Source organism: Pseudomonas sp. EYE_354 (genome assembly GCF_023148575.1).
Lineage (GTDB): Bacteria > Pseudomonadota > Gammaproteobacteria > Pseudomonadales > Pseudomonadaceae > Aquipseudomonas.
This window is the reverse complement of sequence record NZ_JAHXNQ010000024.1, coordinates 11,123-33,497: the sequence shown is the minus strand read 5'-3', so window position 1 is coordinate 33,497 and position 22,375 is coordinate 11,123. Positions and strand designations below refer to the sequence as shown.

The window sequence follows — 22,375 nt, the reverse complement described above, 5'->3', positions numbered from 1 at the left end:
ATCAGTAGAGGCTACGACTCATGGCCGTTGTTAACGACTGCACGCCGGCCTCAATTTTCTCCAGTGGTACTGCGCCGAAACCAAGAACGAAGCACCTGTTTTCCAGAGTTGGGACTTTTTTTACAAAGCAGGGCGTTCCAAGGAAAATCCCTTCGCGTCTGGATTCATTAATCATGCTCTGATAATTCACCAGTGAAGAACACTCGGCAAAAACATGAAGGCCCGCGCGCGCGTTGGAAAGGCTCACCATGTCACCCAGCGACTTTTCAAGAGATGATCTCAAGAGGTTCTGCCGGGATGAATACTCGGTACGCATCCTGCGAATATGCTGAGCAAAATGCCCTTCATGAATGAAGTCAGCCAGCGCTGCCTGGAGATGCAAAGCCCCGGGTCTGAAAAGCTTGGTACTGGCTTTGGCAAAGGCCTCTGAAAGGTGATGTGGAACCACCAGAAAGCCCATGCGTATCCCTGCGAACATCGCCTTACTGAAGGTGCCTATGTAGATGACGCGCCCATCATTGTCCAAACCCTGGAGCGAAGGCAGCGGGGCGCCGTCGTATCTGAACTCGCTGTCGTAGTCGTCTTCCAGGACCCATAGATTTTGTGCTCGGGCGCTTTGAAGCAACTCCAGGCGCCTGGACAACGGCATCACGACGCCCGTCGGATATTGATGCGACGGGCTCACGACGACGATCTTTGTCCGTGGCGGGACGTCACTGTTCGCGAGATCCAAACCCTGTTCGTTGACCTCACCCGCTGCCACGTCCAGTCCCGACGCTGCAAAGACGGTAGGGAAGGCCCAGTGGCAAGGATTTTCGACGATCACTGTATCGCCTACATCTGCAAGCAATCTCGCACAGAGGTCAACGGCCTGGTGTGTACCGGTCGTGATAATGATCTGGCCGGGCTCACAATTGACTGATCGTGAAATTTTCAGATAGCCCGCTATCGCCTCCCGAAGTTGGCGTAATCCGCCATGGTCCGCATAGCCAGAGAGCGCCAGATTGCCTTTGCAAAGATGTCTGGCAACAAGCCGCTTCCAGATGTGAAACGGGAAGGCCTGTGAGTCGGCAATCCCAGGCACAAATGCTCCCGTGGTAGTGCCCATGCCGCCCGGCAAACAGCTCAATTGAGCACCACGCCTGGAAAGGTGCATGGAATGCTGCGTGTGTACGCTTTCGGGCGCAGCACCCAGTGGCTGCGTGAGGGTAGGGGCCACGTATGTCCCATTCCCGGCACGGGTAACCAGATAGTTCTCCGCGATCAGCCGGTCGTAAGTCAGGGAGATGGTGATCCGGGAAATCTCAAGGTCAGCGGCCAAAGCGCGGGACGAGGGAAGCTTCTGCCCCGCAACCAGCGTGTGATCCAGCACTGCAAATCGGATGGTGTCATACATCTGTTTTTGCATTGGGATCGATGACTGCTTATCAAGATTTTTTAACAGCAGGTCAGTCAAGAGGACAGCGTGCATTCGAGTGGCCATATTAGAATATTCGGCCGTAGAGGCCGCGCGAAAACGTCTCAATGGACCCGACGTAATCCTGACGGCGTCGGGCCTGTTGTTACGCACTCTTTACGGCGCGTTACGGCTGTGGCGGTAGTCGCTGACCGCCTCGTAGACCGCTTTGCGCAAGCGGTTGATGCCGCCGATGGGGCGGTGCTCTTCCACTCCGAACCACGGGTTGAACGACTGGTTGTCGCAGGCCAGGTTCAGTTCCGGAGTATCGAAGTCCTGTGCCGGGATCCGCACCTTGGCCACGCTTTCATAGGGCGCATCGTTCTCCTTCCATTCAATGCTGGTGTCTTCGATCGGCATGAACTTCTGCGGGTTCTGCCGCTGAATCTGCAACACGAAACATGCTGGCATACGGTCGGTGGACAGTTGCTGGCTCAGGGCGCTGCGCAGGAAGTTCGGCAGGTCCTGGTTCTGTTTGGGCAGCGTGTATTCGGGGCAGCTTTGCGGGTCTGGCGCGACGCGGAATTTGGCGTTGCCTGTGCCGAACTTGTAGGGCGAAACGGAAAAGTACGTCGTCTGCGTCGGGCTTGCCGGAGCGGGTGCCAGGGTGGCCAGGGCGATGAACAAGTGGCGCACTTGCCAACTGCGAGGGTCGAGGCTGGGAAAGAACGCCAGGACTTTCTTGCCATCGGCCTGGGCGCCGATGTTCTGCGCGTATTCCGCCACATCGCTGACAAAAAAGTTCGGGTGGCTGAACATCACAAAGTCTTGTTCGCCCCGGCTTTGTTGGTCGGCCAGCAGTTGTTTACCCGGTACATCAAGCAGCTTGATCGCCATGCCGCGGGCGTCTCGGATGCTGTCGAACTGCGGGTAGGCGTTGCCGTTGGACAGCCGCATCGTCGCCTGCCAGGTTTTGCCGGGTGTGGCGAACACACCCTGGCGCAATGCCGGGTCAAGGTCGGCCAGCACGCTGACTTCGGCCTTCACGCAACCATGGGCCTTGGCGTGGGCATCGCGCAGGTAGCGCGTGCCTTCGCGGTGTTGGTCAACGATGCGCACGGCGGTCTGAATGATGCCTTGGGTCATCGCCGCTTCACCGGCCGGGATTTGTTCGTTCGGCGACACCGGCCCGCTGTGTTGCCAGGCGTACCAGGCGGTGCCTGCGAGCCAGCCGAGCAGGCCCAGGCCGACCAGCCACAGCAAGGTCTTGCCAAGGAGCGCTCCGATGCGCAGCCACAGGCGCGCGAGCAGGGACGGTTGGTCATATCGAGATCGGATAATCATGGCAATTGTTGCTCCAGCGGGCCGCCCAGCACTTTGAGATATTCCAGCAGCGCCCAGCGCTCCTGTGGCAGCAAGCCACGGCCGATCACGCCATTGCCACGCTCACCGGCACGGAATTCGTGGCCGCTGTTGTGGTTGCCGGTAATTTTGGTGTCGAACAGAAAGGCATTTTTGAACGCGCCGGTCTCAAAGCCCAGGTGACGCGGGTTGTAATTAAAGGTGCCTTTATAGAAGGTGGTGCTGCGCTCGTCCTGAGGCGAGAGCAGTTGGTAGATCGTCGGCACCGAGCCGTTATGCAAGTACGGCGGAGTGGCCCACACGCCGGCCAGTGGTCGGGCCTTGTAGGCGCGCAACTCGCGCACGCCAATCGGCAGGCCGTAGCCATCCAGGCGTGGCCGCTCGGCGGGGGTGACACCGGCAGCGCGGTAGGCATGGTCTTCGACGAACGCGGTGACGTAGGCCAGGCCCTTGGCCACCGACATTTTTTTCAAGTCCAGGGGCTCGGTCGGCGTCGGGTGCAGCTCGACATTGAGCGTTGCCAACTGCGCCGGGTCCCATTGCAGGGCGCTCAGGTCATAACGCTGGTCGGCAATATTGCTGGCAGTGCCAGGGTCGGTGCCGATGTAGTCCACCGGAAGCATCTTCAGGTGCTGTACCGGACGACCACCTTCCGCGCTGACGGCGGGCACATGGCAGCCGGCGCAATTCTCGCCGAACAGCGCACGGCCCTGGGCGGCGAGGAGCTTGTCGATGGGGCCGAATAAATCTTCGGGCCAGGTGGGCGGCTTGAGCCGTTGCAGGGTTTCTTCGATCAGGTTGAGGTCGCGCACCCGCACGCTGGAAGGGTAACGCGCATCGCCCTGGAGCGGCTGGCCGGCAGCGTCGAAAAACGTCAGCGTCGCCCCAACACCCAGGGCCTCGCCGATATTGCGCGCCATGGGTTGCTGGGCCGAGCCGTTCCACTGCACCCAGTCGAAGGTCCAGATATCCCACAACTGCGGATAGTCCACCGGCGCATTGGCGACGCGATAGTTGTCCGGGGAAATGGCATCGCCAAAGCTGGCATTGGCGATGCGCCCGAACGCGTCGGTACGGCCCGGGCCTTCTTCGGTGGGGTAGAGGCCACGGTGAGTGTCGTTCCAGGCAACTTTGAGGAATTGGTTCAGCGACTGTTTGAAGTCCTGGCGCAGTTGGCCGTGCTCGGCGTCGTAGCGGTTACCCAATACCTGGCGGGCGAAACGCTCGAATTTCCACGGGTTGTAATAGGTGGCCGCGAGGCTGGCGACCAGCGCCTGGCCGAAGCTGCCACCGCGCAGGGTCGGCACGCTGGAGGGCAGCACATGTTGCGCAGAACCGCCGTCGATCCGCAGGGCCTGGCCTTTGAAATGCAGCTCGCCGGTATGGCAGGCGGCGCAGGTGATATCCAGGTATTCAACGGTGCTGCCGGCGTTTTTATGCCGCGCAAAACCTACCGGCAGGTTGCCGGGATTTTGCGCCGTCGGCACTTGTTTCGGGTCGACCAGGAAGCCGAAGCGCGCCAGGTAATCGGGCGTGGCAAAACGTCGCTCGGAGAACGGCAGTTCCAGGGCGGTGAACCAGTCGTAATGCAGGCCTTTGACTTGCGTGCCCTGGGGCGTGAAGTAATAGGTCTGGCGGTCGGCGGCACTCCATTGGTCCTGGTAGTGCACCTGCTCCACGGACACGTAGTCCGGCAGCTTGGGGTTGAGGGTGTAATAGATCACCACGGCCAGCAACAGGACCGAAATGGCGAGTATCAGGAGTAAAACACGGGAAAAAATGCGCAAGATAACTATCCTTGTCGAGTTGTCGCGTTGTTATGCCACTACGGCACAGGTGCGGCAAGTGGCCATGAGCCTGGCGCCCAGTGGTCCCACGATCCTTCGCGGGGCCTCATCATGGATGAAAATGCTTTTAAACACGTGAACTTATCGGAAGTTTCCTGCTCACATGCCGGTAGCCATTGGTCGTGGCCGCCTGATAAGCTCGCGACTTTATTCGAATGCCCTATTGGCGCATGAACAAGGAAATAGCATGAAACAGCATCGGTTGGCGGCGGCGGTGGCCCTGGTTAGCCTGGTACTTGCGGGTTGTGATTCGCAGACCAGCGTAGAGCTGAAAACCCCGGCGCAAAAAGCTTCCTACGGCATCGGCCTGAACATGGGCAAAAGCCTTGCTCAGGAAGGCATGGATGACCTGGATTCCAAAGCAGTAGCCCAAGGCATCGAAGATGCCGTCGGCAAGAAAGAGCAGAAGCTCAAAGACGACGAACTGGTTGAAGCGTTTGCCGCACTGCAAAAACGTGCTGAAGAACGCATGACCAAGATGAGCGAAGAGTCGGCGGCCGCCGGCAAGAAATTCCTCGAAGACAATGCCAAGAAAGACGGCGTAGTCACCACCGCTTCCGGTCTGCAGTACAAGATCATCAAGAAGGCCGACGGCGCACAGCCCAAGCCGACTGATGTGGTGACTGTTCACTACACCGGCAAGCTCACCAACGGCACCACCTTCGACAGCTCCGTGGATCGCGGCAGCCCGATTGACCTGCCGGTCAGCGGCGTGATTCCAGGTTGGGTCGAAGGTCTGCAACTGATGCACGTTGGCGAGAAGGTTGAGCTGTACATCCCGTCCGACCTGGCCTACGGCGCCCAGAGCCCGAGCCCGGCGATTCCAGCCAACTCCGTGCTGGTGTTCGACCTGGAACTGCTGGCCATCAAGGACCCAGCCAAGGCTGACGCTCCTGCTGCACCTGCCGCCAAGAAGTAATCGGCGCTTGAAAACACAACGCCCCGTCTCGACGGGGCGTTGTCGTTTCTGGGCGTTTAACCCTGGCCCTTTGCGATGGCGGCGTAATCCAAACGAACGTCCGTCACCTGTAACAGTCTGATATAAGACGCGAGCAGGGCTAGCCGTACACAAGCGCCAAGTCAATGAAATCTTGGGTTTTTTTGATGTGCGCAAAAAACGCCCGATCTAACCGCAAGCCTTGTAATCCGTGGCTCTCAGCCGGTAAAACAGGCTCTGTTCACAAGGTTATCCACAATTTGTGTGGATAACCTTTCTGTTTGATGGAACTGGAGTGACAGATGAAACCACCCTTCAATTTCACCCGTTTCCTGCCGCTGGCCGCGCGCTTGCTGGGCCGTGGGCGCCTGCCGACGCTGTTGTTTGCAGTGGCCGCCAAAGGCGCGAGCCAGGGCAATCGCCTGGGTACGCTCAAGGATGATCTGAAGTTGCTGCAAGCGTTGTGTCTGGCCTACTGGCGCGGCGAGTATCGGGCGATCAGTCCCAAGGCGCTGATCTCGGTAGTGGCGGGATTGATGTACTTCCTGAGCCCGATTGATGCAATCCCGGACTTTATCCCCATGTTTGGCATGCTCGATGACATCGCCGTGCTGGCATGGGTCATGAAGGCCCTGGCGGGCGAACTGAGCGCGTTTCGCGCGTGGCGTGACGCCCAGCGCCCGGAAAAGCTCGCGGTCGTTGAGCGCCTGCCTGCGACCCCAGCCTTGCTGGCCAAGGAAAACCCGCAAAAAAACTGACATTGCGCCTATCCCCTGCGACCTTTGTGACTGTTAGGATTACACTCCTAAGGAAAGAGCTTACTTAGTAAGAGCAGTTATCCTACGGGGCAGTCATGGATATTCAGATCATTTCACGCAATGGCGAACCCGAATACGCGGTGTTGCCATGGGACCAGTACCAGGCGCTGCTTAAAGCTGCCGGTCAGCAGTCGCCGGCCCACACTCCTTCTCCTGCCACCCACGCCGCACCCGCCCAGGACCTGCGCCCGCTGTCAGCCCTGCGCAGCTTGCGTGAGACCAAGGGTCTGGCCATCGAGGCCCTGGCCCGCACCGTGGGCATCAGCCCTTCGTATCTCGGATTGATCGAAAGTGGTGAACGTCAGCCGGACGCCGCGATCCGCCGTAGTCTGGCCTGGGAATTGGGCATTGCAGGTTGGAGGGATGAATCTTGAGCCTACGTATCAGCCGTCAACACTGGGATGGCTTACTCAACGAACTGGACCAGGCGCGCCGCCAGCGCCATCTGCTGACGTACCGTGCATTGCTGGAGCGTCTGCAATTTCCTACACCGGCGATGCAAACCCTGGCCGCGGCCTTGGAGCATCTGGCGGCACTGGACGCCAAGGCCGAGCAGCCGTTGCGCAGCTCTCTGGTGATCAGCCAGGGCGCCAGCCGCCTGCCGCGTACCGGGTTCTTTGAATGCGTGGAGCGCCTGGGCCGCTTCAGTGGGCCGTCCGATGGCGTGGCGGCCGCCTCCTGGCACGCCTCGGAAGTGGTGCGGGTGTTCGAATATGAGTATCCCGAATCCGCCGAGGCTTAAAGCGCCTGGGTCAGCGCGTCCATGCTGTTGATCACATGGATGCTGTAACCGGCCACATTCTTTGCATGATGCTTGGCCTGCGACGCCAATTCCGCCAATTGGCTGGCATCGAGTTGTCCACAGGCCTGTGGATATAAGTGCACCACCCCGATCGATAGCGACAGCAGCGCGAACTCTTGACGCAGGCCCTGACGGTTCATCGCCACAAAACAGCCAGCTTCAACATGTTCGGCGCGATAGAAGCGTCGGCACTGGGTGTGGAAGTCGTCCAGCAGCTGATTGAGCCGTTTGCGCCAGTCCTGTGGCCCGAGCACCAGCAAAAAATCATCGCCGCCGATATGCCCCACGAAGTCGCGGCTGGGGTCTACCCGGTCATTCAGGCATTGCGCCAGACACAGCAACACCTCATCCCCGCGCCCGTAGCCGTAAATGTCGTTGAACGGCTTGAAGCTGTCGATATCCACGTAGCAGATCACCGACTCGCGTTGTTGCTGCAGCAGTCGCGTCAGGCATTGTTGAATCGGCACATTGCCGGGCAACAGGGTCAACGGGTTGGCATAGCGCGCCTGTTGGATTTTCAGCTCGGTGATCAGCTTGAGTACGTCGATCACCCGGCCCAGGCCCAGGTAATCGCCATTGAGGGTGATGATGAAATCTTCTTCGATACGTTGCCGCGCGCGGCTGGTGAGCAGGCGGCTGACCTGTTGCAGCGATTGACTCAGCTCCACCGCCAGAAAGTCGGTGCTCATCAGGCGACTGATGGGCTTGCGCGCGAACAGGTCGGTGGCAAACGGTTTGAGCAGCGCGTCTGACAGCGAATGCCGATGGACGATGCCCACCGGCTGGCCGCGACCATCCAATACCGCGAGGGAGTTGAGGTTGGCCTGACGGCGGAATGCCTCAAGCACTTGTGCGGTGGCCGTGTCCTGGTCCACCGCCGGTTGCTCGTTGAGCAGGGCGCTGAGGTCGCTGCCTTCATCGTTGAGGGCCGCGTTGGTTTGCTCCGGCTTGGGCAGCATCTGGCGTGCTTCCTGCGGTGGATGCTCCTGCGGACGACAGAGCAGGTAACCCTGGACCAGGTCCACGCCCATTTCGGTCAACACCGCGAGTTCCTCGGGCAATTCGATGCCTTCGGCAATCACTTGAGCACGTGACGCTTTGGCGATTTGCAGGATCGAGCCGACAAACTCACGCTTGAGTGCGTCCTGATGAATGCCGTCGATAAAGTGCCGGTCGATTTTCACGTAATCCGGGCGCAACTCCGACCATAAGCGCAGGCTGGAATAGCCGGCACCGAGGTCATCAAGGGCGATCGAAAAACCCATGTTGCGGTAGTGATACAGGGCGGTTTGCAGCAGGTCGAAATCGTCGGTGGGGGTTTGTTCGGTGAGTTCGATCACGACCTGGCTCGGCGGTATGCCGAAGTCGCGCAGCAGTTGCAGGGTGCGCCCCGGTTGGTGCGCCGTTTCCATCAGGGATTCCGGCGAGATATTCAGGAACAGCTTGCCGGGTAACTTCTGGTCGCTGAAGCGCCGACAGGCACTTTTGCGACAGGCCATCTCCAATTCGCTCAGACGCCCGGCCTGATTAGCCACGGCGAACAGGGCGACCGGAGAGTGCAGCGGACTGTTGGACGGGCCACGGCTAAGGGCTTCGTAGCCAATAATGCGTCGTTCGGACAGGCTGATGATCGGTTGGAACAGGCTGTGCAAGCTGCCTTGAGCCAGGATAGAGCCCAGTGCATTCAGCTGTTCGGTCATGGTCATGGCGATCTCGATCGAAAAAAAAGGACCGCAGGCGTTGCGCCTGCGATCCTTTATTTCACGACAGAATGATGACTGTATGATGACGCTCCGCGGAGCGCTCACATTAAATTGCCATCACCTACTGCTTGGCGACCTGTTTGGTGACTTTGAGGTAGTCCAGCAGGATCCGGCCTGTCTCGGCCAGGTACGCGTCATCTTCCGGCTTGGTTTTATCGGCCTCGGTTGGCAGCGCATCTTCATCTTCTTTTTTCAGCTCCTTGAGCGGATCTTCACCCTTGGCCTTGCGGCGGATGTTCTCCAGCACCAGTTGCTTGTTCTCGATGTCGGTGTGCTGCTTGCGGCGGTCCACTTCGTTGAGGCTGACGGTTTTTTCTTCCATCAGCTTCTTGGCCAGGGCCAGCTTGTCGCGGATAAACACGAACTCGGCGTCCTTGGCGGAGCGGGTATCGTGGTCAGCCTTCAACTGCGCCAGGAATGGCTTGAACGGATCCGACGCCGGCTTGATCGCAGGGCGGATGGTGTCCCATGGCATGGCTTCCGGCAGGGCGCTTTCGCCGATTTCCTTAGTGTCGATGATCGACGGGAAATCGATGTCCGGCAGTACGCCCTGATGCTGGGTGCTCTGCCCGGAAACCCGGTAGAACTTGGCCAGCGTCAGCTTGAGCTCGCCATGGTTCAACGGCTGAATGGTCTGCACGGTGCCTTTGCCGAAGGTCTGGCCGCCGATGATCAGCGCACGGTGATAGTCCTGCATCGCACCGGCGAAGATCTCCGATGCCGAGGCCGAGAGGCGGTTGACCAGCAACGCCATCGGGCCTTTGTAGAAGGCACCTGGGTTCTCATCCTCAAGCACATCGACACGGCCGTCAGCGTTGCGTACCAACACGGTCGGGCCTTTGTCGATAAACAGGCTGGTCAGCTCGGTGGCTTCCTGCAGGGAACCGCCGCCGTTGTTGCGCAGGTCGATGACCACGCCGTCGACTTTTTCCTTCTGCAGCTCGGTCAGGATTTTTTTCACGTCGCGGGTGGTGGACTTGTAGTCCGGATCGCCCGCACGGAAAGCCTTGAAGTCCAGGTAGAAGGCCGGGATCTCAATCACTCCCAGCTTGTAGTCCTTGCCATCCTGCTTGAGGTTGAGGACTTTCTTCTGTACGGCCTGGTCTTCGAGCTTCACCGCTTCACGGGTGATCGACACGATTTTGCTGGTCTGATCGTTCGGCGCATTGGTGTGCGGAATCACTTCCAGGCGCACCACACTGCCTTTTGGCCCGCGGATCAGCTTGACCACTTCGTCCAGGCGCCAGCCGACCACATCGACCATCTCTTTGTCGCCCTGGGCCACGCCGATGATCTTGTCGGCCGGCGCGACCTGTTTGGTCTTGTCGGCCGGACCTGCCGGCACCAGGCGCACGATCTTGACCTGGTCATTGTCGCTTTGCAGGACGGCACCGATGCCTTCCAACGACAGACTCATGTTGATATCGAAATTTTCCGCGTTATCCGGCGACAGATAATTGGTATGCGGATCGTAGGACATCGCGAAGGTGTTGATGTAGGCCTGGAAGATATCTTCGGCACGGGTCTGGTCCAGACGTGCCAGTTGATTCTTGTAGCGCTTGGTCAACAGTTCCTGGATGGCCTTGGGCTCTTTGCCGGCGATCTTCAGGCGCAGCACTTCGTCCTTGACGCGTTTGCGCCACAGGTCGTCGAGGGCGGCGGTGCTGGTCAGCCAAGGGGCGTCCTTGCGGTCCACCAGAAGGGTTTCCTTCTGGGTGAAGTCGAGTTTGTCGACACCTTTGTCCAGCTCAGCCAGAGCGAAGTCCAGCCGCGCTTTGACGCGATCCAGGTAACGCTTGTAGATGGTGAAGCCAGGCTGCAGGTCGCCGCTTTTGAGGAAGTCGTCGAACTGGGTCTTCCACTTGTCGAACTCAGCGATATCGCTGGCCAGGAAATAGCTGCGCGAGGGGTCCAGCAGCTTGAGGTAGCTGTCGTAGATGATCACCGAACGGGCGTCGTCCAGCGGCGGCTTGCTGTAGTGGTGGCGCTTGAGCAACTCAACGACGTTGAGGCTGGCAATCACCTCATCGCGGTCAGGCTGAAGGTTGTCCCAGCTGTTGGCTGCGAACGTATTGGTCGACATCGACGCGAAGCCGAGACCAATGAAAAAAGCGAGGGCGGTGCTGGGGAACAGATGCTTCATGCTGATTCGACGCGGGGGCAATTGATAACGCATATTAGGCCGTCTTTGAAGTTGCCGGTTCCATAGGGGCCGGTCGCATAATGCAAAAAGCCCGGCGCTACTGCTACGGGCTCAGTCCGGACTCACTATGGAGGCACTGTGAAAGCATTGCAAGGCGTTGAAGGTCATGTGGAGTGGTTGGAAGAACCAAGTCCTACATGTGATGTAGGCCAAGTTCGCATCCGGGTGGCGGCAGCGGGCCTCAACCGCGCCGATTTATTGCAGCGTGCGGGGCTCTATCCGCCACCGCCTGGTGCGAGCCATGTGCTGGGCCTGGAGTGTTCCGGGGTGATCAGCGAAGTGGGCGCGGGCGTGTCCTGGCAGGTGGGGGATCGCGTCTGCGCACTGCTGGCGGGTGGCGGCATGGCCGAAGAAGTGGTGGTGGATGCGCGGCACGTGCTGCCGGTCCCCGAAGGCGTGTCGCTGGTCGAGGCGGCGGCATTGCCTGAGGTATACAGCACGGCGTGGCTCAATCTGTTTCAACTGGCGGGCGTCAAGCCGGGTGAGAAGGTGTTGTTGCATGCCGGCGCCAGTGGCGTGGGCTCGGCCGCTATCCAGCTGTGCAAGGCATTTGGCAGCCCGTGCTGGGTCAGTGTCGGCTCGGCAGAACGCCTGGCGTATTGCGAAGACTTGGGCGCCCAGGGCGGCGTGGTACGAACTGATGGTATCGAAGGGCTGCGCGACTTCGGGCCGTTCGACGTGATTCTCGACCCTGTGGGTGGCGACTATGCGGCGCTGGACCTCAAGCTGCTGGCGTTGGATGGACGTTGGGTGCTGATTGGGTTGATGGGCGGTCGCGAGGCGCAGTTGGACTTGGCCCAGGTGCTGGGCAAGCGTATTCAGTTGTTGGGCTCGACCCTGCGCAGCCGTAGTGATCAGTTCAAGGCGGACCTGCTCTGCGACCTGCGCCAGCAAGTCTGGCCCTTGTTTGCCGAGGGGCGCCTGAGCCCGCAGTTGGCCAGGACCTTCGCGATCAAGGACGCCGAGGCAGCGTTTGCCGAGCTGGCGACCAATCAGATTTCAGGGAAGTTGGTTTTGGTGATTGACGAAAGCCTCACCTGACCCAGTTTTGAAGTGGAATCAAATCAAATTGTGCGGGCTTGCTCGCGAATGCAATGAGTCAGATGAAACATTCTTCACACAGACACCGCATTCGCGAGCAAGCCCCACATTTGAATCCGGCTGAGTCAGGCCCAGTGGTGGATCGGCCAACCAGTCTTTTCGGCGTGTTCGCGCAATACCGGGTCCGGGTTTACCACCTGCGGGTGATCCACTTTCTGCAGCAGCGGCAGGTCATTCCGTGAGTCCGAGTAGAAATACGCGCCCTCAAGCGTCTCACCTTCCTGCGCCAGCCACTCCAGCAAGCGGGTGATCTTGCCTTCACGATAGGTGAGCACACCGGCTGTTTTGCCGCTGTAAACGCCATGGCCCACGTCCAACTCGATCCCCAGCACTTCATCGATACCGATGCGTGCGGCAATCGGCTTCACCAGGTGAGTGCCCGAGGCCGAAATCACCAGAATCCGGTCACCGTTTGCACGGTGGCGAGCGATGGTTTTAGTGGCATCGCTGTAGATCAGCGGCTCAATCACGTCCTCCACCCACGGCTCCACCAGGTGCTCGATCTCCTCCGGTGTGCGGCCGATCATCGGCTCCAGGCTGAAGTCCATGAAGTCTTCCATGCGAAGCTTGCCCTGGCTGTAGGCATCCATCAGCTCGTTGTTGGTGCGCATGAACGACTCCGGGTCGACCCAGCCCAGACGGCCCATCTGCTCGCTCCACAGGGTCGCGCAGTCGCCGTGGATCAGGGTGTCGTCCAGATCAAAAATTACCAATGCCATCCGTTACGCTCTCTTAGTCAATCGTTGCATCAGGCTACTTCACACAGCGCACTGGGGTCGATGGAAAGTGCCAGGCGCTGGCCGTCCGGGTGCAGGTCGTCGGCCGAGCGGTTGAGCACGTCCACCACCAATTCCACCCCGCGGGCTTCAATGCGATAGCGGATCACGTTACCCAGCAGGCTGTGGCTGCGGACCAGCGCGTCCAGTTCGCCACTGCGGCTCAGCTCGATGGCTTCCGGCCGAATGGCGATGCGCCCGCTGATCGGGCGTTGCAGCAGTTGGCTGGCTTTGTCGGCATCCAGCAGGTTGTAGTTGCCGATGAAGCCGGCGGCAAATACGTCGATCGGCGCGGTGTAGAGCGTTTCGGCATCGCCGCTTTGTACGATCTTGCCCTGATTCATCAGGAAGATGCGGTCGGACATGGTCAGCGCTTCCTCCTGATCATGGGTCACGAAAATCGTGGTCAGGCCCAGCTCGCGTTGAATCTGGCGGATCTGTTCGCGCAGGTGCTTGCGAATGCGCGCGTCCAGGGCTGACAGCGGTTCATCCAGCAGCAACAGGCGCGGGCGCGTGACCAGGGAGCGGGCCAGGGCCACGCGTTGGCACTGGCCGCCGGACATCTGGTGCGGGTAACGCGCGGCCAGGTCTTTGAGCTCCACCAGTTGCAGCACTTGCTGCACACGTTCGTGGCTGTCGTCGGCGTTGACCTTTTGCATGCGCAGGCCGAAGGCGACGTTCTGTTCCACCGTCATGTTGGGGAACAGCGCATAGCTCTGAAACACCATGCCGATGTTGCGCTTCTGTGGGCCCAGGGGAACGATGTCCTGACCATCCAGCAGAATTTTCCCGCTGTCCACCGAGGTCAGCCCGGCGATGCAGCGCAGCAAGGTCGACTTGCCGCAACCGGAGGGGCCGAGGAGGGTGACGAACTCGCCCTTGGCGATTTCGCAGTTGATGTCACTGAACACCGGTGTGCCGGCGTAGCCCTTTTGCAGATGTTGGACGCTGACGAAGCTCATTGGCTTTTGTCCTTGTTCAAGATATTGGCGGCCCAGGTCAGCACCAGCACAAAGAAGAAATAGGAAATGACCACGGCACTGGTGAAGTGGCCGCTGCTGTTGCGCATGTTGTTGAGGTACACCTGCAGGGTCTCGTAGCGGGTGCCTACCAGAATGTTGGCAAACACGAACTCACCGAACAGGAATGAGAACGACAGCAGCAGCGCCACCATCAAGCCTTTGCGCAAGTTGGGCAGCACGACGAAGATCGCCGCTTGCCAGGTGCTGGCGCCCAGCAGTTGCGAGGCGTCCATCAGGTCGCGCAGGTTGATGGCTTGCAGGTTGTTGGTGATGGCTCGGTACATGAATGGCAGCGCCACGGTGAAGTAGCAACCGATCAGGATCCACGGCGTCCCGACCATCGCCAACGGCCCGGAACCATACAGTTGCAACAGGCCCACCGATGACACCACCGGCGGTACAGCGAACGGCAGCAGGATCAGGATGTTCATCAGCGCGTCGAGCCTGGGGAAGTGGTAATGCACCACGAACAGCAGCGGCAGGATCAGCACCACCGACAGGATCAGCGCGCCCACGCACACCAGCAACGATTGACCGAAGGCCATTAGAAAGCGCGGGTCGCTCCACAGCTGTACATACCACTTGACCGTGAAGCCGGCCGGCAGAATGGTCGCCGACCAACTGCTGGCGATGGAGTAGACGAAGGTGCCCACCAGCGGCAACACCAGGATCGCAAACAGCATGTACACCACCACGCGGTGGTAGAGCGAGGCCGAACCGGCTTCAGCGCGAGACATGGTAGCTCCTCTTGAGCAGCAGTTGATGGACCACCGTCACCACGGTCATCAGCGCCACCAGCACCACGGCCAGCGCACTGGCCATGTTCGGGTCCAGCGACACATCACCGGAGACCAGTCCCGCGATGCGGATCGGCAGCACGTTGAAGTTGCCGGTGGTCAGCGCGTAGACAGTGGCGTAGGCGCCCAGGGCGTTGGCCAGCAGGATCACGAAGGTGCCCAGCAGCGCCGGCGTCAGTACCGGCAGGCCGATATGTCGCCAGAACTGCCAGCCGTTCGCGCCGAGCAGTGCCGCCGACTCACGCCAGTCTTCGCGCAAGGCATCGAAGGCCGGGTACAGCAGCAGAACGCCCAACGGAATCTGGAAGTAGGTGTAGAGGATGATCAGGCCGGTTTTGGAGTACAGGTTGAAGTCCTGAATGATCCCCGCCTGCTTGAGCATGATGGTGATGCTGCCGTTGAACCCCAGCAAAATGATGAACGCAAAGGCCAGCGGCACGCCGGCGAAGTTGCTGGTCATGTTGGCGAAGGCGGTCACGAAGTTGCGCAGCGGTCCGTCCACGCGGCGCAGCGAATAACTGCCCAGGGTGGCGATGATGATGCCGAAGATGCTCGAGTAAAAGCTGATCTCCAGGCTGAATTGGATCGCTTGCAGGTAGAACCTGGAGCTGAAGATGCGCATGAAATTTTCCACGCCCCAGCCCGCCTCTTCGGTTTGCAGGCTGTTGACCAGCACCCACACCAGCGGGGCGATTTCGAACACGATAAAAAACAACGCGAAGGGCAGCAGGCACAGCAGGGCCAGCCATTTGCCGCGAGTCATGGCATTCACTTCAATAGCTCCCGGCACACAGGTTTGTCGTGAGGCACGCCCAACAGTTCACACACGGTGCCGCACAGGTCGGTCTGTTTGGGCGCGGCGTTGGCATCCAGGCTGAACGCAGCGCCGAGCACGAACAACGGTACTTCCCGTTCTTCGGGCAGCAGGCCGTTGTGGGAGCGGTCATTGTTCATGCCGTGGTCGGCGGTCACCAACACTTGATAGCCAGCATCGAGCCAGCCTTGCAGGTAGTCGGCGAGGAGGATGTCGGCCGAGCGCGCGCTGTTGCGGTACTGGGCGGTATCGAGGCCGTGCTTGTGGCCGGCGTCGTCAATGTTCATCGGGTGCACCACCAAAAAGTCTGGCGCGTGCTTGAGCCGCAGGCTCTCGGCGTCGGCAAACAGGTGGGAGTCCGGGTAGTGGTCATTCCAGTAGAAATGCCCGTGTTGGATTGCCAGCGTCTTGTCGTCGGTATGACGATCGCGGGCGGCGAGAAAGGGCGTGCGGTTATACAACTCGCTCACCCAGTGGTAAGCCGCCGCGGCCGTGGTCAGGCCTGCATCGCACGCGTAGTGGAAAATGCTGCGCTGGTTGGACAGGCGCGAAACCTGGTTATGCACGATGCCGCTTTTGATCGGAGGCACGCCGGTGAGGATGCATTCATACAATGGGCGGGACAGCGAGGGCAGTTCACATTCCAGTTTGTAGAGGGCTGCGCGTCCTGCGCCGACATAGGCCTGCAAGTGCCCCATGGCGTGCTTCGCAACCTCGAAGTTCAGGCCGTCGAGCACGACAAGGATGACTGGGTACTTCATGGGGGCGACGCTCCGCAACGATTGACTTGGCTCGATTCCTCTGGAGGAACGGTGTCAAAAAAGTGGGAACGGGCCGGCTCGCGAATGCGGTGTTTCAGACGGCAAAGTCAGTTGACTGAACGTACGCATTCGCGAGCCAGGCCCGCTCCCCCATTGGATCTCCACCGGAGCTCCAATGGGGGATTAAACCCTTACTTCATCTCTACGATGACCTGCTCGTTCCACAACTGAGGCAGCTTTTTGGAGGTGGCTTCCCAGGCTGCGGCATCTTTGATCGGCTGCGGATTGGCCTTGGTGTACTGCTCGCCCGGGATCAGGTTCTTGGCGATTTCGGCGGGCAGTTTCAGGTCGGTCTCGGCACGGATCGGACGCGCGTTGCCCTTGGCCAGGTTGAGTTGGCCAGCATCGCTGAAGATGTATTCGCGGGTCAGCTTGGCGGCGTTCGGGTGCTTGGCGTACTTGTTGATGATGGTGGTATAGCCGGATTTTACCGAGCCGTCCGAAGGGATCAGCACCACGTAGTCATCCGGGTTGGCCATCTTGGCTTTGTAGCTCAGGCCGTTGAAGTCCCAGACGATACCCACTTCCACTTCGCCCTTTTCCATCGTGGCGATGGTCGGGTTGGACAGGCCGAGTCGGCCTTGCTGAGCGATCTTGGTGAAAAACTGCAGGCCTGGGGCAATATTCTTTTCGTCGCCTTTATTGGCGATGGCAGCGGCCAGCACGGCGTTGGAGGCCTGGGCTGCGGTGCTCACGTCACCCACCGACACCTTGTATTTGCCGGTTTGCAGGTCTGCCCAACTGGTGGGGACTTCGGAACCGTGCAGCAGCTTTTTGTTGACGATAAACGCGATGGTGCCGGTGTAGGCCAGGGCCCAGTGACCGTCTTTGTCTTTTGCCCAATCCGGGATCGAAGCCCAGGTAGAGGGTTTGTAGGGTTGGGTCACGTCCTGCTTGACCGCGATCGGGCCGAAGGCGGCACCGACGTCGCCGATGTCGGCACTGGCGTTGTCTTTTTCGGCTTTGAACTTGGCGATTTCCTGGGCCGAGCTCATGTCGGTGTCGATGTGCTTGAGACCATAGGTCTTGGCCAGGTCTTCCCACGTGCCTTTCCAGTTGGCCCAGTCATCGGGCATGCCGACGCTGTTGACGGCACCTTCCGCTTTCGCGGCGGCTTCCAGAGTTTTTAGATCGGTATCAGCGGCCATGGCGGCGGTGCACATGGCAATGGTCGAGCCTAACAGTGATGCCAGGAAAAGCTGTTTCATCCGAAGCTCCTTTGGGCGTTTTCAACGCGGCGTTTTTATGAACGTTTGCGGTGGTGTTGGTCTAGGTCAGAGCAATACCTGAGCCAATCTAGGCTCGATGCATGACAGTTTCATGTCGATGTGGTTTTTTTTGCGCTGACGTCGGCCTGCGCAGATTGAGCGTAGACCATGCTCAAATGCCCGCAGGCCCTGGACTTGGCCGATGTATTGCAAGACTTGCGGCAGCCGGTTCAGACGCGCTGTCATCTGTCGGTCATCTGCAATGCCTACGCTTGCACGCAGTCGCCAGCGCCCAATTGCCGAGCGGTTTATGCACCTGAACGGTGCTGGTCTAGTCCAGATAGGTAACGTTGATGCGTGATGAGGCAATCAAGGCGGTTACATCCATCGGCCTGGCGCTGCAAGAGCAGATCGACCACGGCCTGTTGCCGCCCGCCAGCAAGTTGCCCGCCGAGCGCAAGCTCAGCGAGTTGTTTGGTACCACTCGAATAACCGTGCGGGAAGCCTTGTTACAACTGGAAGCCCAAGGGCAGATCTACCGTGAGGAACGCCGAGGCTGGTTCGTTTCGCCGCCGCGGCTGGCTTATAACCTGATGCAACGCAGCCACTTTCACGCGATGGTCAATGACCAGGGGCGTGTGGCCTCCACCGAAGTGATCAGCGCACGGTTGCAACCGGCCTCGGCGGCGGTGTGCGCGTGGCTGCAACTGCCGGCGCTGTCCCGCGTGATCCAGATTTGCCGGGGCCGGCGGATTGATGGGCGACTGGTGTTGTATGTGGAGCACTACCTGAACCCGCAGTATTTTCCGGGGATTCTGGAGTGTGACCTGAATCAGTCGATGACTGAGTTGTATGCACGCAAGTACGACTTGCATTACGGGCGGGTGCGTTTCGAGATTGTGCCGACGTCACTGCCGGTGGAAGCTGCCGCCGCGTTGCGCGTGTCGGTGGGCAGCCCGGGTTTGCGTATTGCCCGGGTCAACTATGACCAGCACCAGCGGTTGATCGACTGCGATCTGGAGTTTTGGCGGCATGATGCTATCCACGTCGGTGTGGATGTCGTCTAACCACCCGCGGGCTTCTGTAGTGAGCAGGCTTGCCCTGCGCCGGGCTGCGAAGCAGCCCCAAAACCAGACGCCGCGCAGTTTCTGACGTACCGCACTCCTGAGTACTGGGGCCGCTTCGCGACCCAGCGCAGGGCAAGCCTGCTCACTACAGGAGGCCGGAGCGGCTAGGGCATGAGGGTTTTGATCACTTGGTCCACATTGGTTTCCAACTCTGTCACCGGGTCGGCGCCGTCGACGTTCAACACCAGCAACTTCGAGCCACCTGCCGTGATGGCGGCTTTCACCGCCTCACTCGGCTGACGATGGTGCAGCACCACGGCCACGTCGTTGTCCTTCAATTGGGCACTGAATGCCTGCAACGCCTCAGGCGTCCAATCGGCATCGGGCCGTGCGTCGGTGCTGACCTGTTCCAGGTTCAGGCTGCTGATCAGATACCCGAAGTGATCGCTCAAACTGACCACACTCAGGTTGTCCGCCTCGGCCAGCCGAGCCTCGCTGTCAGCGTTGAGCCTGAGCAGGCGCTGTTTGAGCGCGGCCAGGTTGGCGTCGATCCTGGCCTTGGCACCCGGCGCCAGGCGGCTCAGGTCGGCAGCCAACACATCGGCCATGCGCCCCAGGTTGTTGCTTGATTGCCAGGGCTGGCTGTTCAAGCCGTCGCTGACGCCCGGTTGTAAGGCGATCCCCGGCAAGCCGCCATCCACAGGCCGCGCGGCATCGACTTCGACGATACGGATGTTGCTGCGCCGTGCCACCGGGTACAGCGGGTCATCTGCCCACAGCGAGCGCAGGCCGATCGCGGCGTCGGCGTCCTGGGCCAGCGCACTCAGTGCCGGGGCGCCACGGCCGGTGAAGTAAGAGACCTGGCGTGAGCCCGGCAGATTGGCCGGCGCCGCGCGCTCCAGGTGTACATCGGTGCCTTTAAGCAGCGCCTCGGCGAGGCCAAAAGTGATCGGCAGCGAAGCCAGAACTTTGACGGGGTTGGTGGCGTGAGCGCCCGGTTTGGCGGGCTCGGCGGCCATCAGCGGTGGGGTGATCAAGCAGGCGATGGCCAGGGCCAGAGGCCGAAGAACAGAGCGCATTATCCTAGGTTCCCTTTAAGGCTGGGCACGGTGCCGCGGGCGATGGCGGCAAGGGCGAAAGCGATACCGGCCATCAGAATGATCGCGGCACCGGAGGGGATGGGCAGGTCAAAGATGATCGGCAGCAGGATCCCGCACAGGGTGCTGACGGTGGCGATCCCCACCGAGACCCAGAAGAAGCCTTTGAGCGACTGGCTTAACAGGCGCGCGGCGGCGGCGGGAATCACCAGCAAGGCGCCCACCAGAATCGCGCCGATGACCTTGACTGCCGCCACGGTGATCAGTGTCACCAGAATCACGAACAGGTAGTCCAGGGTCTTCACCGCCACCCCACGCACCGCTGCCAGTTGCGGGTTGAAACTGGCGAGCATGATGCGGTTGTACAGTGGCAGCGCCAGGGCCATGACCAGTGAGCCGACAATCGCCAGCACCAGCAAGTCGTTGCCGTTGACCGTCAACACCGAGCCGAACAGCACGTTTTCGAGAATGTGCACGTTGATCTTGCCCGCCAGGATCAGCAGCAGGCTCGCACCCAGCGCCAGGGAGACCGACAGGAACACGCCGATCAAGGTATCCGGCGCCAGGCCTGTGCGGTTGCGCAGGTAGTTGAGCAGAATGCCGAACAACAGGCAGTAACCGAACAGGCTGCCGTAGGGCCCGGTGTAGGGTTCGCCGAGCAGGATGCCCACGGCTACGCCGGTCAATGCGGCATGGCCGACCGCTTCGGAGAAAAACGCAAAGCGCTTGACCACCACCAGAGTGCCCAGCCCCCCCAGTACCGGGCCGATCAGCAGGCCGGCGAGCAGGGCGTTGACCACAAACCCATAGGCCAGCGCCTCGGGCAGGTAGCCGGACGAGGCCCAGCCCTGGACCATTAAGCGAAACGCTTCATAACTCATTGCGCCGAGCTCCGAGGGTGGGTGGAGAACAGGGTCAGCAGGCGGTCCGGGGTCAGCGCCTCTTTTGCGCTGGCGTCGAACAGCACGCGGCGGTTAAGGCCGGTGACACGGTCAGCCAGGCGGCCGACGGCTTCGAGGTCGTGTTCGATCCACAGCACGGTGATGCCAGCCAGGCGCCAGTCGTTGAGCAGGCGCTCGAAGACCTGGGTTCCCGCTTCATCGAGGGCCGACATCGGCTCGTCCAGCACCAGCAACTGCGGCGCGGGTATCAGGCCCTGGGCCAGTAACACGCGCTGACGCTCACCGCCCGACAGCGCGCCCATGCGCCGCTTGCGTTTGTCCTGCATGCCGACGCGCTCCAGCGCATCGCCAATCGCGGCGGCGTAATGCTTGGACAACCCCAGGAACGCCGGACGCCGTTGGCACATGGCGGCCATGAAATCGTCGACGGTCATCGGCAAGCCGCGGTCGAACTCCAGCGCCTGTGGCACATAGCCGATGGTGCCGGGCGTGCTCGGCCAGACCAGGCTCAAGCGGCCCTGGTGCGGGGTCTGCCCGAGCAGGGTCTTGATCAACGAGCTTTTGCCGCCACCATTGGGGCCGACCAGAGCATGGATGCTACCCGGCTGTACCTGGAACGCCACGCTGTCGAGGATCACGGTGCGGCCCAACGTCAGGGACACGTTGTCGAAATCAAGGGTGGGGCCGACGCTGGCGACCTTCAGTTGCTCGGCCGCGGTCATGCGCCCGACTCCTGAATCGCCCGGACCACGGTGTTGAGGTTGCCGGTCATTTCCACTTCGTACTTCTCAGCGCTGTATTCACCGTAGGAAATATGCGACAGCGGGTACAGCTTGACCCCCGATTCACGCTGGATGGTGTCGACGTAGGTGGAGGGGAAGTCCATCTCCGAAAAGATCACCTTCACATCCAGCGCGCGCAGTTCGTCGATGGTTTTCTTCAGTTGGCTGGGGCTGGGCTCGATACCGTGGGCGGGTTCGACCACGGCGGTCACTTCCAGGCCGAACTCACGCAGCAGGTAGTCGTAGGCCGCATGCACCGTGGCGACACGCAGGTCCGGGTTGGGCGCGCGGGTGAGTTTGGCCAAAGCCTCGGCGCGCATCTGGCGCAGGCGTTTGCCGTAGGCGCGGGCGTTTGCGGTATAGGTCTTGGCATTGTCCGGATCGAGCTTGCCCAGTTCGCGGGCGATGTTGTTGACCTGGGCAATCGAGGCGCTGATGGACAGGAAGGTGTGGGGGTTGACCACCTTGCCCGCACCGCGTGCGGCATTGCCGGTGGCGGCCAGCAGCGGCACGTTGGCGTTGGCTTCGATTACGGCAATGTCCGGGCGCTCGCTGGTGGCGATCATCCTGTCGGCGAAGTCGTCATGGCCGACGCCATTGAGCACGATCACGTCCAGGGTGCCGATACGCTTGATGTCTTCGGCGCGCGGCTCGTAGGCGTGGGGGTTGAAACCGGCTGGAATCAACGGCACCACATCGGCCTTGTCGCCGACGATATTGGCCACGTAGCTGTAATAAGGATGCAGGGTGATACCGATACGCAGGCGTTTGGCCGCCTCGGCGTGTGCCAGCGGGGCGAGCGTCAGGCTGAACAGGCCAACCAGCAGCAGGCGTAACAGGGGAGATGAAATGGACATGGG

Annotated in this window: 21 protein-coding genes; 6 read left to right on the top strand and 15 right to left on the bottom strand. The window is 60.5% G+C overall.

All coding sequences use genetic code 11. The annotated features are described in order from the left end of the window. Position 1: 1 nt before the first annotated feature. The 3 genes from KZX66_RS24915 to KZX66_RS24905 all read right to left on the bottom strand — a co-directional run bounded on the left by KZX66_RS24915 (position 2) and on the right by KZX66_RS24905 (position 4,545). A complete protein-coding gene (locus KZX66_RS24915) occupies positions 2–1,456 on the bottom strand; it encodes a PLP-dependent aminotransferase family protein (protein WP_248083874.1) in 1,455 nt (484 codons plus the stop codon). Positions 1,457–1,573: 117 nt separating this feature from the next. Then, the gene (locus tag KZX66_RS24910) at positions 1,574–2,740 is read right to left on the bottom strand and encodes a catalase family protein (protein WP_248083873.1); all 1,167 of its coding nucleotides are present in this window, start codon (positions 2,738–2,740) and stop codon (positions 1,574–1,576) included. Next, positions 2,737–4,545, bottom strand: coding sequence for a di-heme-cytochrome C peroxidase (locus KZX66_RS24905; RefSeq protein WP_248083872.1), 1,809 nt, complete (start codon positions 4,543–4,545; stop codon positions 2,737–2,739). Before KZX66_RS24905 ends, KZX66_RS24910 begins: the two co-directional genes overlap by 4 nt. 247 nt (positions 4,546–4,792) lie before the next feature. Here KZX66_RS24905 and KZX66_RS24900 point away from each other — a divergent pair, with 247 nt between their 5' ends. The 4 genes from KZX66_RS24900 to KZX66_RS24885 all read left to right on the top strand — a co-directional run bounded on the left by KZX66_RS24900 (position 4,793) and on the right by KZX66_RS24885 (position 7,102). Then, positions 4,793–5,524, top strand: a complete 732-nt coding sequence (locus KZX66_RS24900; RefSeq protein WP_003172938.1) for an FKBP-type peptidyl-prolyl cis-trans isomerase — start codon at positions 4,793–4,795, stop codon at positions 5,522–5,524. Positions 5,525–5,844: 320 nt separating this feature from the next. Then, the gene (locus tag KZX66_RS24895; RefSeq protein ID WP_248083871.1) at positions 5,845–6,300 is read left to right on the top strand and encodes a YkvA family protein; all 456 of its coding nucleotides are present in this window, start codon (positions 5,845–5,847) and stop codon (positions 6,298–6,300) included. A 95-nt stretch (positions 6,301–6,395) separates the two neighbouring features. Further along, positions 6,396–6,734 (top strand): helix-turn-helix transcriptional regulator, encoded by a 339-nt coding sequence (locus KZX66_RS24890; RefSeq protein ID WP_248083870.1) that lies wholly within the window; start codon positions 6,396–6,398, stop codon positions 6,732–6,734. Further along, positions 6,731–7,102, top strand: a complete 372-nt coding sequence (locus KZX66_RS24885; RefSeq protein ID WP_005786715.1) for a hypothetical protein — start codon at positions 6,731–6,733, stop codon at positions 7,100–7,102. Before KZX66_RS24890 ends, KZX66_RS24885 begins: the two co-directional genes overlap by 4 nt. Here the strand turns inward: KZX66_RS24885 and KZX66_RS24880 are convergent. Both KZX66_RS24880 and KZX66_RS24875 read right to left on the bottom strand, forming a co-directional pair. Beyond that, a complete protein-coding gene (locus KZX66_RS24880) occupies positions 7,099–8,868 on the bottom strand; it encodes a bifunctional diguanylate cyclase/phosphodiesterase (RefSeq protein WP_248083869.1) in 1,770 nt (589 codons plus the stop codon). The genes KZX66_RS24885 and KZX66_RS24880 overlap by 4 nt on opposite strands. 118 nt (positions 8,869–8,986) lie before the next feature. After that, positions 8,987–11,068, bottom strand: coding sequence for a carboxy terminal-processing peptidase (locus KZX66_RS24875; RefSeq protein ID WP_248083868.1), 2,082 nt, complete (start codon positions 11,066–11,068; stop codon positions 8,987–8,989). 138 nt (positions 11,069–11,206) lie between these two features. Here KZX66_RS24875 and KZX66_RS24870 point away from each other — a divergent pair, with 138 nt between their 5' ends. After that, positions 11,207–12,169: a zinc-binding dehydrogenase gene (locus KZX66_RS24870; RefSeq protein ID WP_248083867.1), complete on the top strand. Its 963-nt coding sequence runs from the start codon at positions 11,207–11,209 to the stop codon at positions 12,167–12,169. A 125-nt stretch (positions 12,170–12,294) separates the two neighbouring features. Here KZX66_RS24870 and KZX66_RS24865 read toward each other — a convergent pair whose 3' ends face one another. From KZX66_RS24865 to KZX66_RS24840, 6 genes are all read right to left on the bottom strand, one after another. After that, positions 12,295–12,948: an HAD family hydrolase gene (locus KZX66_RS24865; protein WP_248083866.1), complete on the bottom strand. Its 654-nt coding sequence runs from the start codon at positions 12,946–12,948 to the stop codon at positions 12,295–12,297. A gap of 29 nt (positions 12,949–12,977) precedes the next feature. Continuing rightward, positions 12,978–13,967, bottom strand: coding sequence for an ABC transporter ATP-binding protein (locus KZX66_RS24860; RefSeq protein WP_248083865.1), 990 nt, complete (start codon positions 13,965–13,967; stop codon positions 12,978–12,980). Beyond that, on the bottom strand, positions 13,964–14,764 hold the full coding sequence (locus tag KZX66_RS24855; protein ID WP_248083864.1) for an ABC transporter permease: 801 nt from the start codon (positions 14,762–14,764) through the stop codon (positions 13,964–13,966). Before KZX66_RS24855 ends, KZX66_RS24860 begins: the two co-directional genes overlap by 4 nt. Next, positions 14,751–15,587, bottom strand: coding sequence for an ABC transporter permease subunit (locus tag KZX66_RS24850; protein WP_248083899.1), 837 nt, complete (start codon positions 15,585–15,587; stop codon positions 14,751–14,753). The genes KZX66_RS24855 and KZX66_RS24850 overlap by 14 nt, the downstream gene beginning before the upstream one ends. A gap of 5 nt (positions 15,588–15,592) precedes the next feature. After that, complete coding sequence (locus tag KZX66_RS24845; protein ID WP_248083863.1) at positions 15,593–16,399, bottom strand: alkaline phosphatase family protein; 807 nt, start codon at positions 16,397–16,399, stop codon at positions 15,593–15,595. A gap of 191 nt (positions 16,400–16,590) precedes the next feature. Next, positions 16,591–17,667 carry an ABC transporter substrate-binding protein gene (locus tag KZX66_RS24840; protein ID WP_248083862.1) on the bottom strand — a complete coding sequence of 359 codons (1,077 nt, stop codon included), beginning with the start codon at positions 17,665–17,667 and terminating at the stop codon, positions 16,591–16,593. A gap of 353 nt (positions 17,668–18,020) precedes the next feature. Between KZX66_RS24840 and KZX66_RS24835 the strand changes: the two genes are divergently transcribed. Beyond that, positions 18,021–18,734, top strand: a complete 714-nt coding sequence (locus tag KZX66_RS24835; RefSeq protein WP_065924533.1) for a UTRA domain-containing protein — start codon at positions 18,021–18,023, stop codon at positions 18,732–18,734. 164 nt (positions 18,735–18,898) lie between these two features. Here KZX66_RS24835 and KZX66_RS24830 read toward each other — a convergent pair whose 3' ends face one another. From KZX66_RS24830 to KZX66_RS24815, 4 genes are read right to left on the bottom strand one after another with little or no spacing between them, the layout of a single operon-like run. Further along, positions 18,899–19,813 (bottom strand): zinc ABC transporter substrate-binding protein, encoded by a 915-nt coding sequence (locus tag KZX66_RS24830; protein WP_248083861.1) that lies wholly within the window; start codon positions 19,811–19,813, stop codon positions 18,899–18,901. Then, positions 19,813–20,712 carry a metal ABC transporter permease gene (locus KZX66_RS24825; RefSeq protein WP_248083860.1) on the bottom strand — a complete coding sequence of 300 codons (900 nt, stop codon included), beginning with the start codon at positions 20,710–20,712 and terminating at the stop codon, positions 19,813–19,815. Before KZX66_RS24825 ends, KZX66_RS24830 begins: the two co-directional genes overlap by 1 nt. Beyond that, positions 20,709–21,455 carry a metal ABC transporter ATP-binding protein gene (locus tag KZX66_RS24820; protein ID WP_248083859.1) on the bottom strand — a complete coding sequence of 249 codons (747 nt, stop codon included), beginning with the start codon at positions 21,453–21,455 and terminating at the stop codon, positions 20,709–20,711. The genes KZX66_RS24825 and KZX66_RS24820 overlap by 4 nt, the downstream gene beginning before the upstream one ends. Further along, positions 21,452–22,372 (bottom strand): metal ABC transporter substrate-binding protein, encoded by a 921-nt coding sequence (locus KZX66_RS24815; protein ID WP_248083858.1) that lies wholly within the window; start codon positions 22,370–22,372, stop codon positions 21,452–21,454. Before KZX66_RS24815 ends, KZX66_RS24820 begins: the two co-directional genes overlap by 4 nt. Positions 22,373–22,375: the final 3 nt, after the last annotated feature.

What these genes read in the sequence shown, in the direction of transcription:
- KZX66_RS24910 (WP_248083873.1), bottom strand. Translation starts at nt 2,740, where the DNA reads ATGATTATCCGATCTCGATATGACCAACCGTCCCTGCTCGCGCGCCTG.
- KZX66_RS24900 (WP_003172938.1), top strand. Translation starts at nt 4,793, where the DNA reads ATGAAACAGCATCGGTTGGCGGCGGCGGTGGCCCTGGTTAGCCTGGTA.
- KZX66_RS24895 (WP_248083871.1), top strand. Translation starts at nt 5,845, where the DNA reads ATGAAACCACCCTTCAATTTCACCCGTTTCCTGCCGCTGGCCGCGCGC.
- KZX66_RS24890 (WP_248083870.1), top strand. Translation starts at nt 6,396, where the DNA reads ATGGATATTCAGATCATTTCACGCAATGGCGAACCCGAATACGCGGTG.
- KZX66_RS24880 (WP_248083869.1), bottom strand. Translation starts at nt 8,868, where the DNA reads ATGACCATGACCGAACAGCTGAATGCACTGGGCTCTATCCTGGCTCAA.
- KZX66_RS24875 (WP_248083868.1), bottom strand. Translation starts at nt 11,068, where the DNA reads ATGAAGCATCTGTTCCCCAGCACCGCCCTCGCTTTTTTCATTGGTCTC.
- KZX66_RS24865 (WP_248083866.1), bottom strand. Translation starts at nt 12,948, where the DNA reads ATGGCATTGGTAATTTTTGATCTGGACGACACCCTGATCCACGGCGAC.
- KZX66_RS24860 (WP_248083865.1), bottom strand. Translation starts at nt 13,967, where the DNA reads ATGAGCTTCGTCAGCGTCCAACATCTGCAAAAGGGCTACGCCGGCACA.
- KZX66_RS24855 (WP_248083864.1), bottom strand. Translation starts at nt 14,764, where the DNA reads ATGTCTCGCGCTGAAGCCGGTTCGGCCTCGCTCTACCACCGCGTGGTG.
- KZX66_RS24850 (WP_248083899.1), bottom strand. Translation starts at nt 15,587, where the DNA reads ATGACTCGCGGCAAATGGCTGGCCCTGCTGTGCCTGCTGCCCTTCGCG.
- KZX66_RS24845 (WP_248083863.1), bottom strand. Translation starts at nt 16,399, where the DNA reads ATGAAGTACCCAGTCATCCTTGTCGTGCTCGACGGCCTGAACTTCGAG.
- KZX66_RS24840 (WP_248083862.1), bottom strand. Translation starts at nt 17,667, where the DNA reads ATGAAACAGCTTTTCCTGGCATCACTGTTAGGCTCGACCATTGCCATG.
- KZX66_RS24835 (WP_065924533.1), top strand. Translation starts at nt 18,021, where the DNA reads ATGCGTGATGAGGCAATCAAGGCGGTTACATCCATCGGCCTGGCGCTG.
- KZX66_RS24830 (WP_248083861.1), bottom strand. Translation starts at nt 19,813, where the DNA reads ATGCGCTCTGTTCTTCGGCCTCTGGCCCTGGCCATCGCCTGCTTGATC.
- KZX66_RS24825 (WP_248083860.1), bottom strand. Translation starts at nt 20,712, where the DNA reads ATGAGTTATGAAGCGTTTCGCTTAATGGTCCAGGGCTGGGCCTCGTCC.
- KZX66_RS24820 (WP_248083859.1), bottom strand. Translation starts at nt 21,455, where the DNA reads ATGACCGCGGCCGAGCAACTGAAGGTCGCCAGCGTCGGCCCCACCCTT.
- KZX66_RS24815 (WP_248083858.1), bottom strand. Translation starts at nt 22,372, where the DNA reads ATGTCCATTTCATCTCCCCTGTTACGCCTGCTGCTGGTTGGCCTGTTC.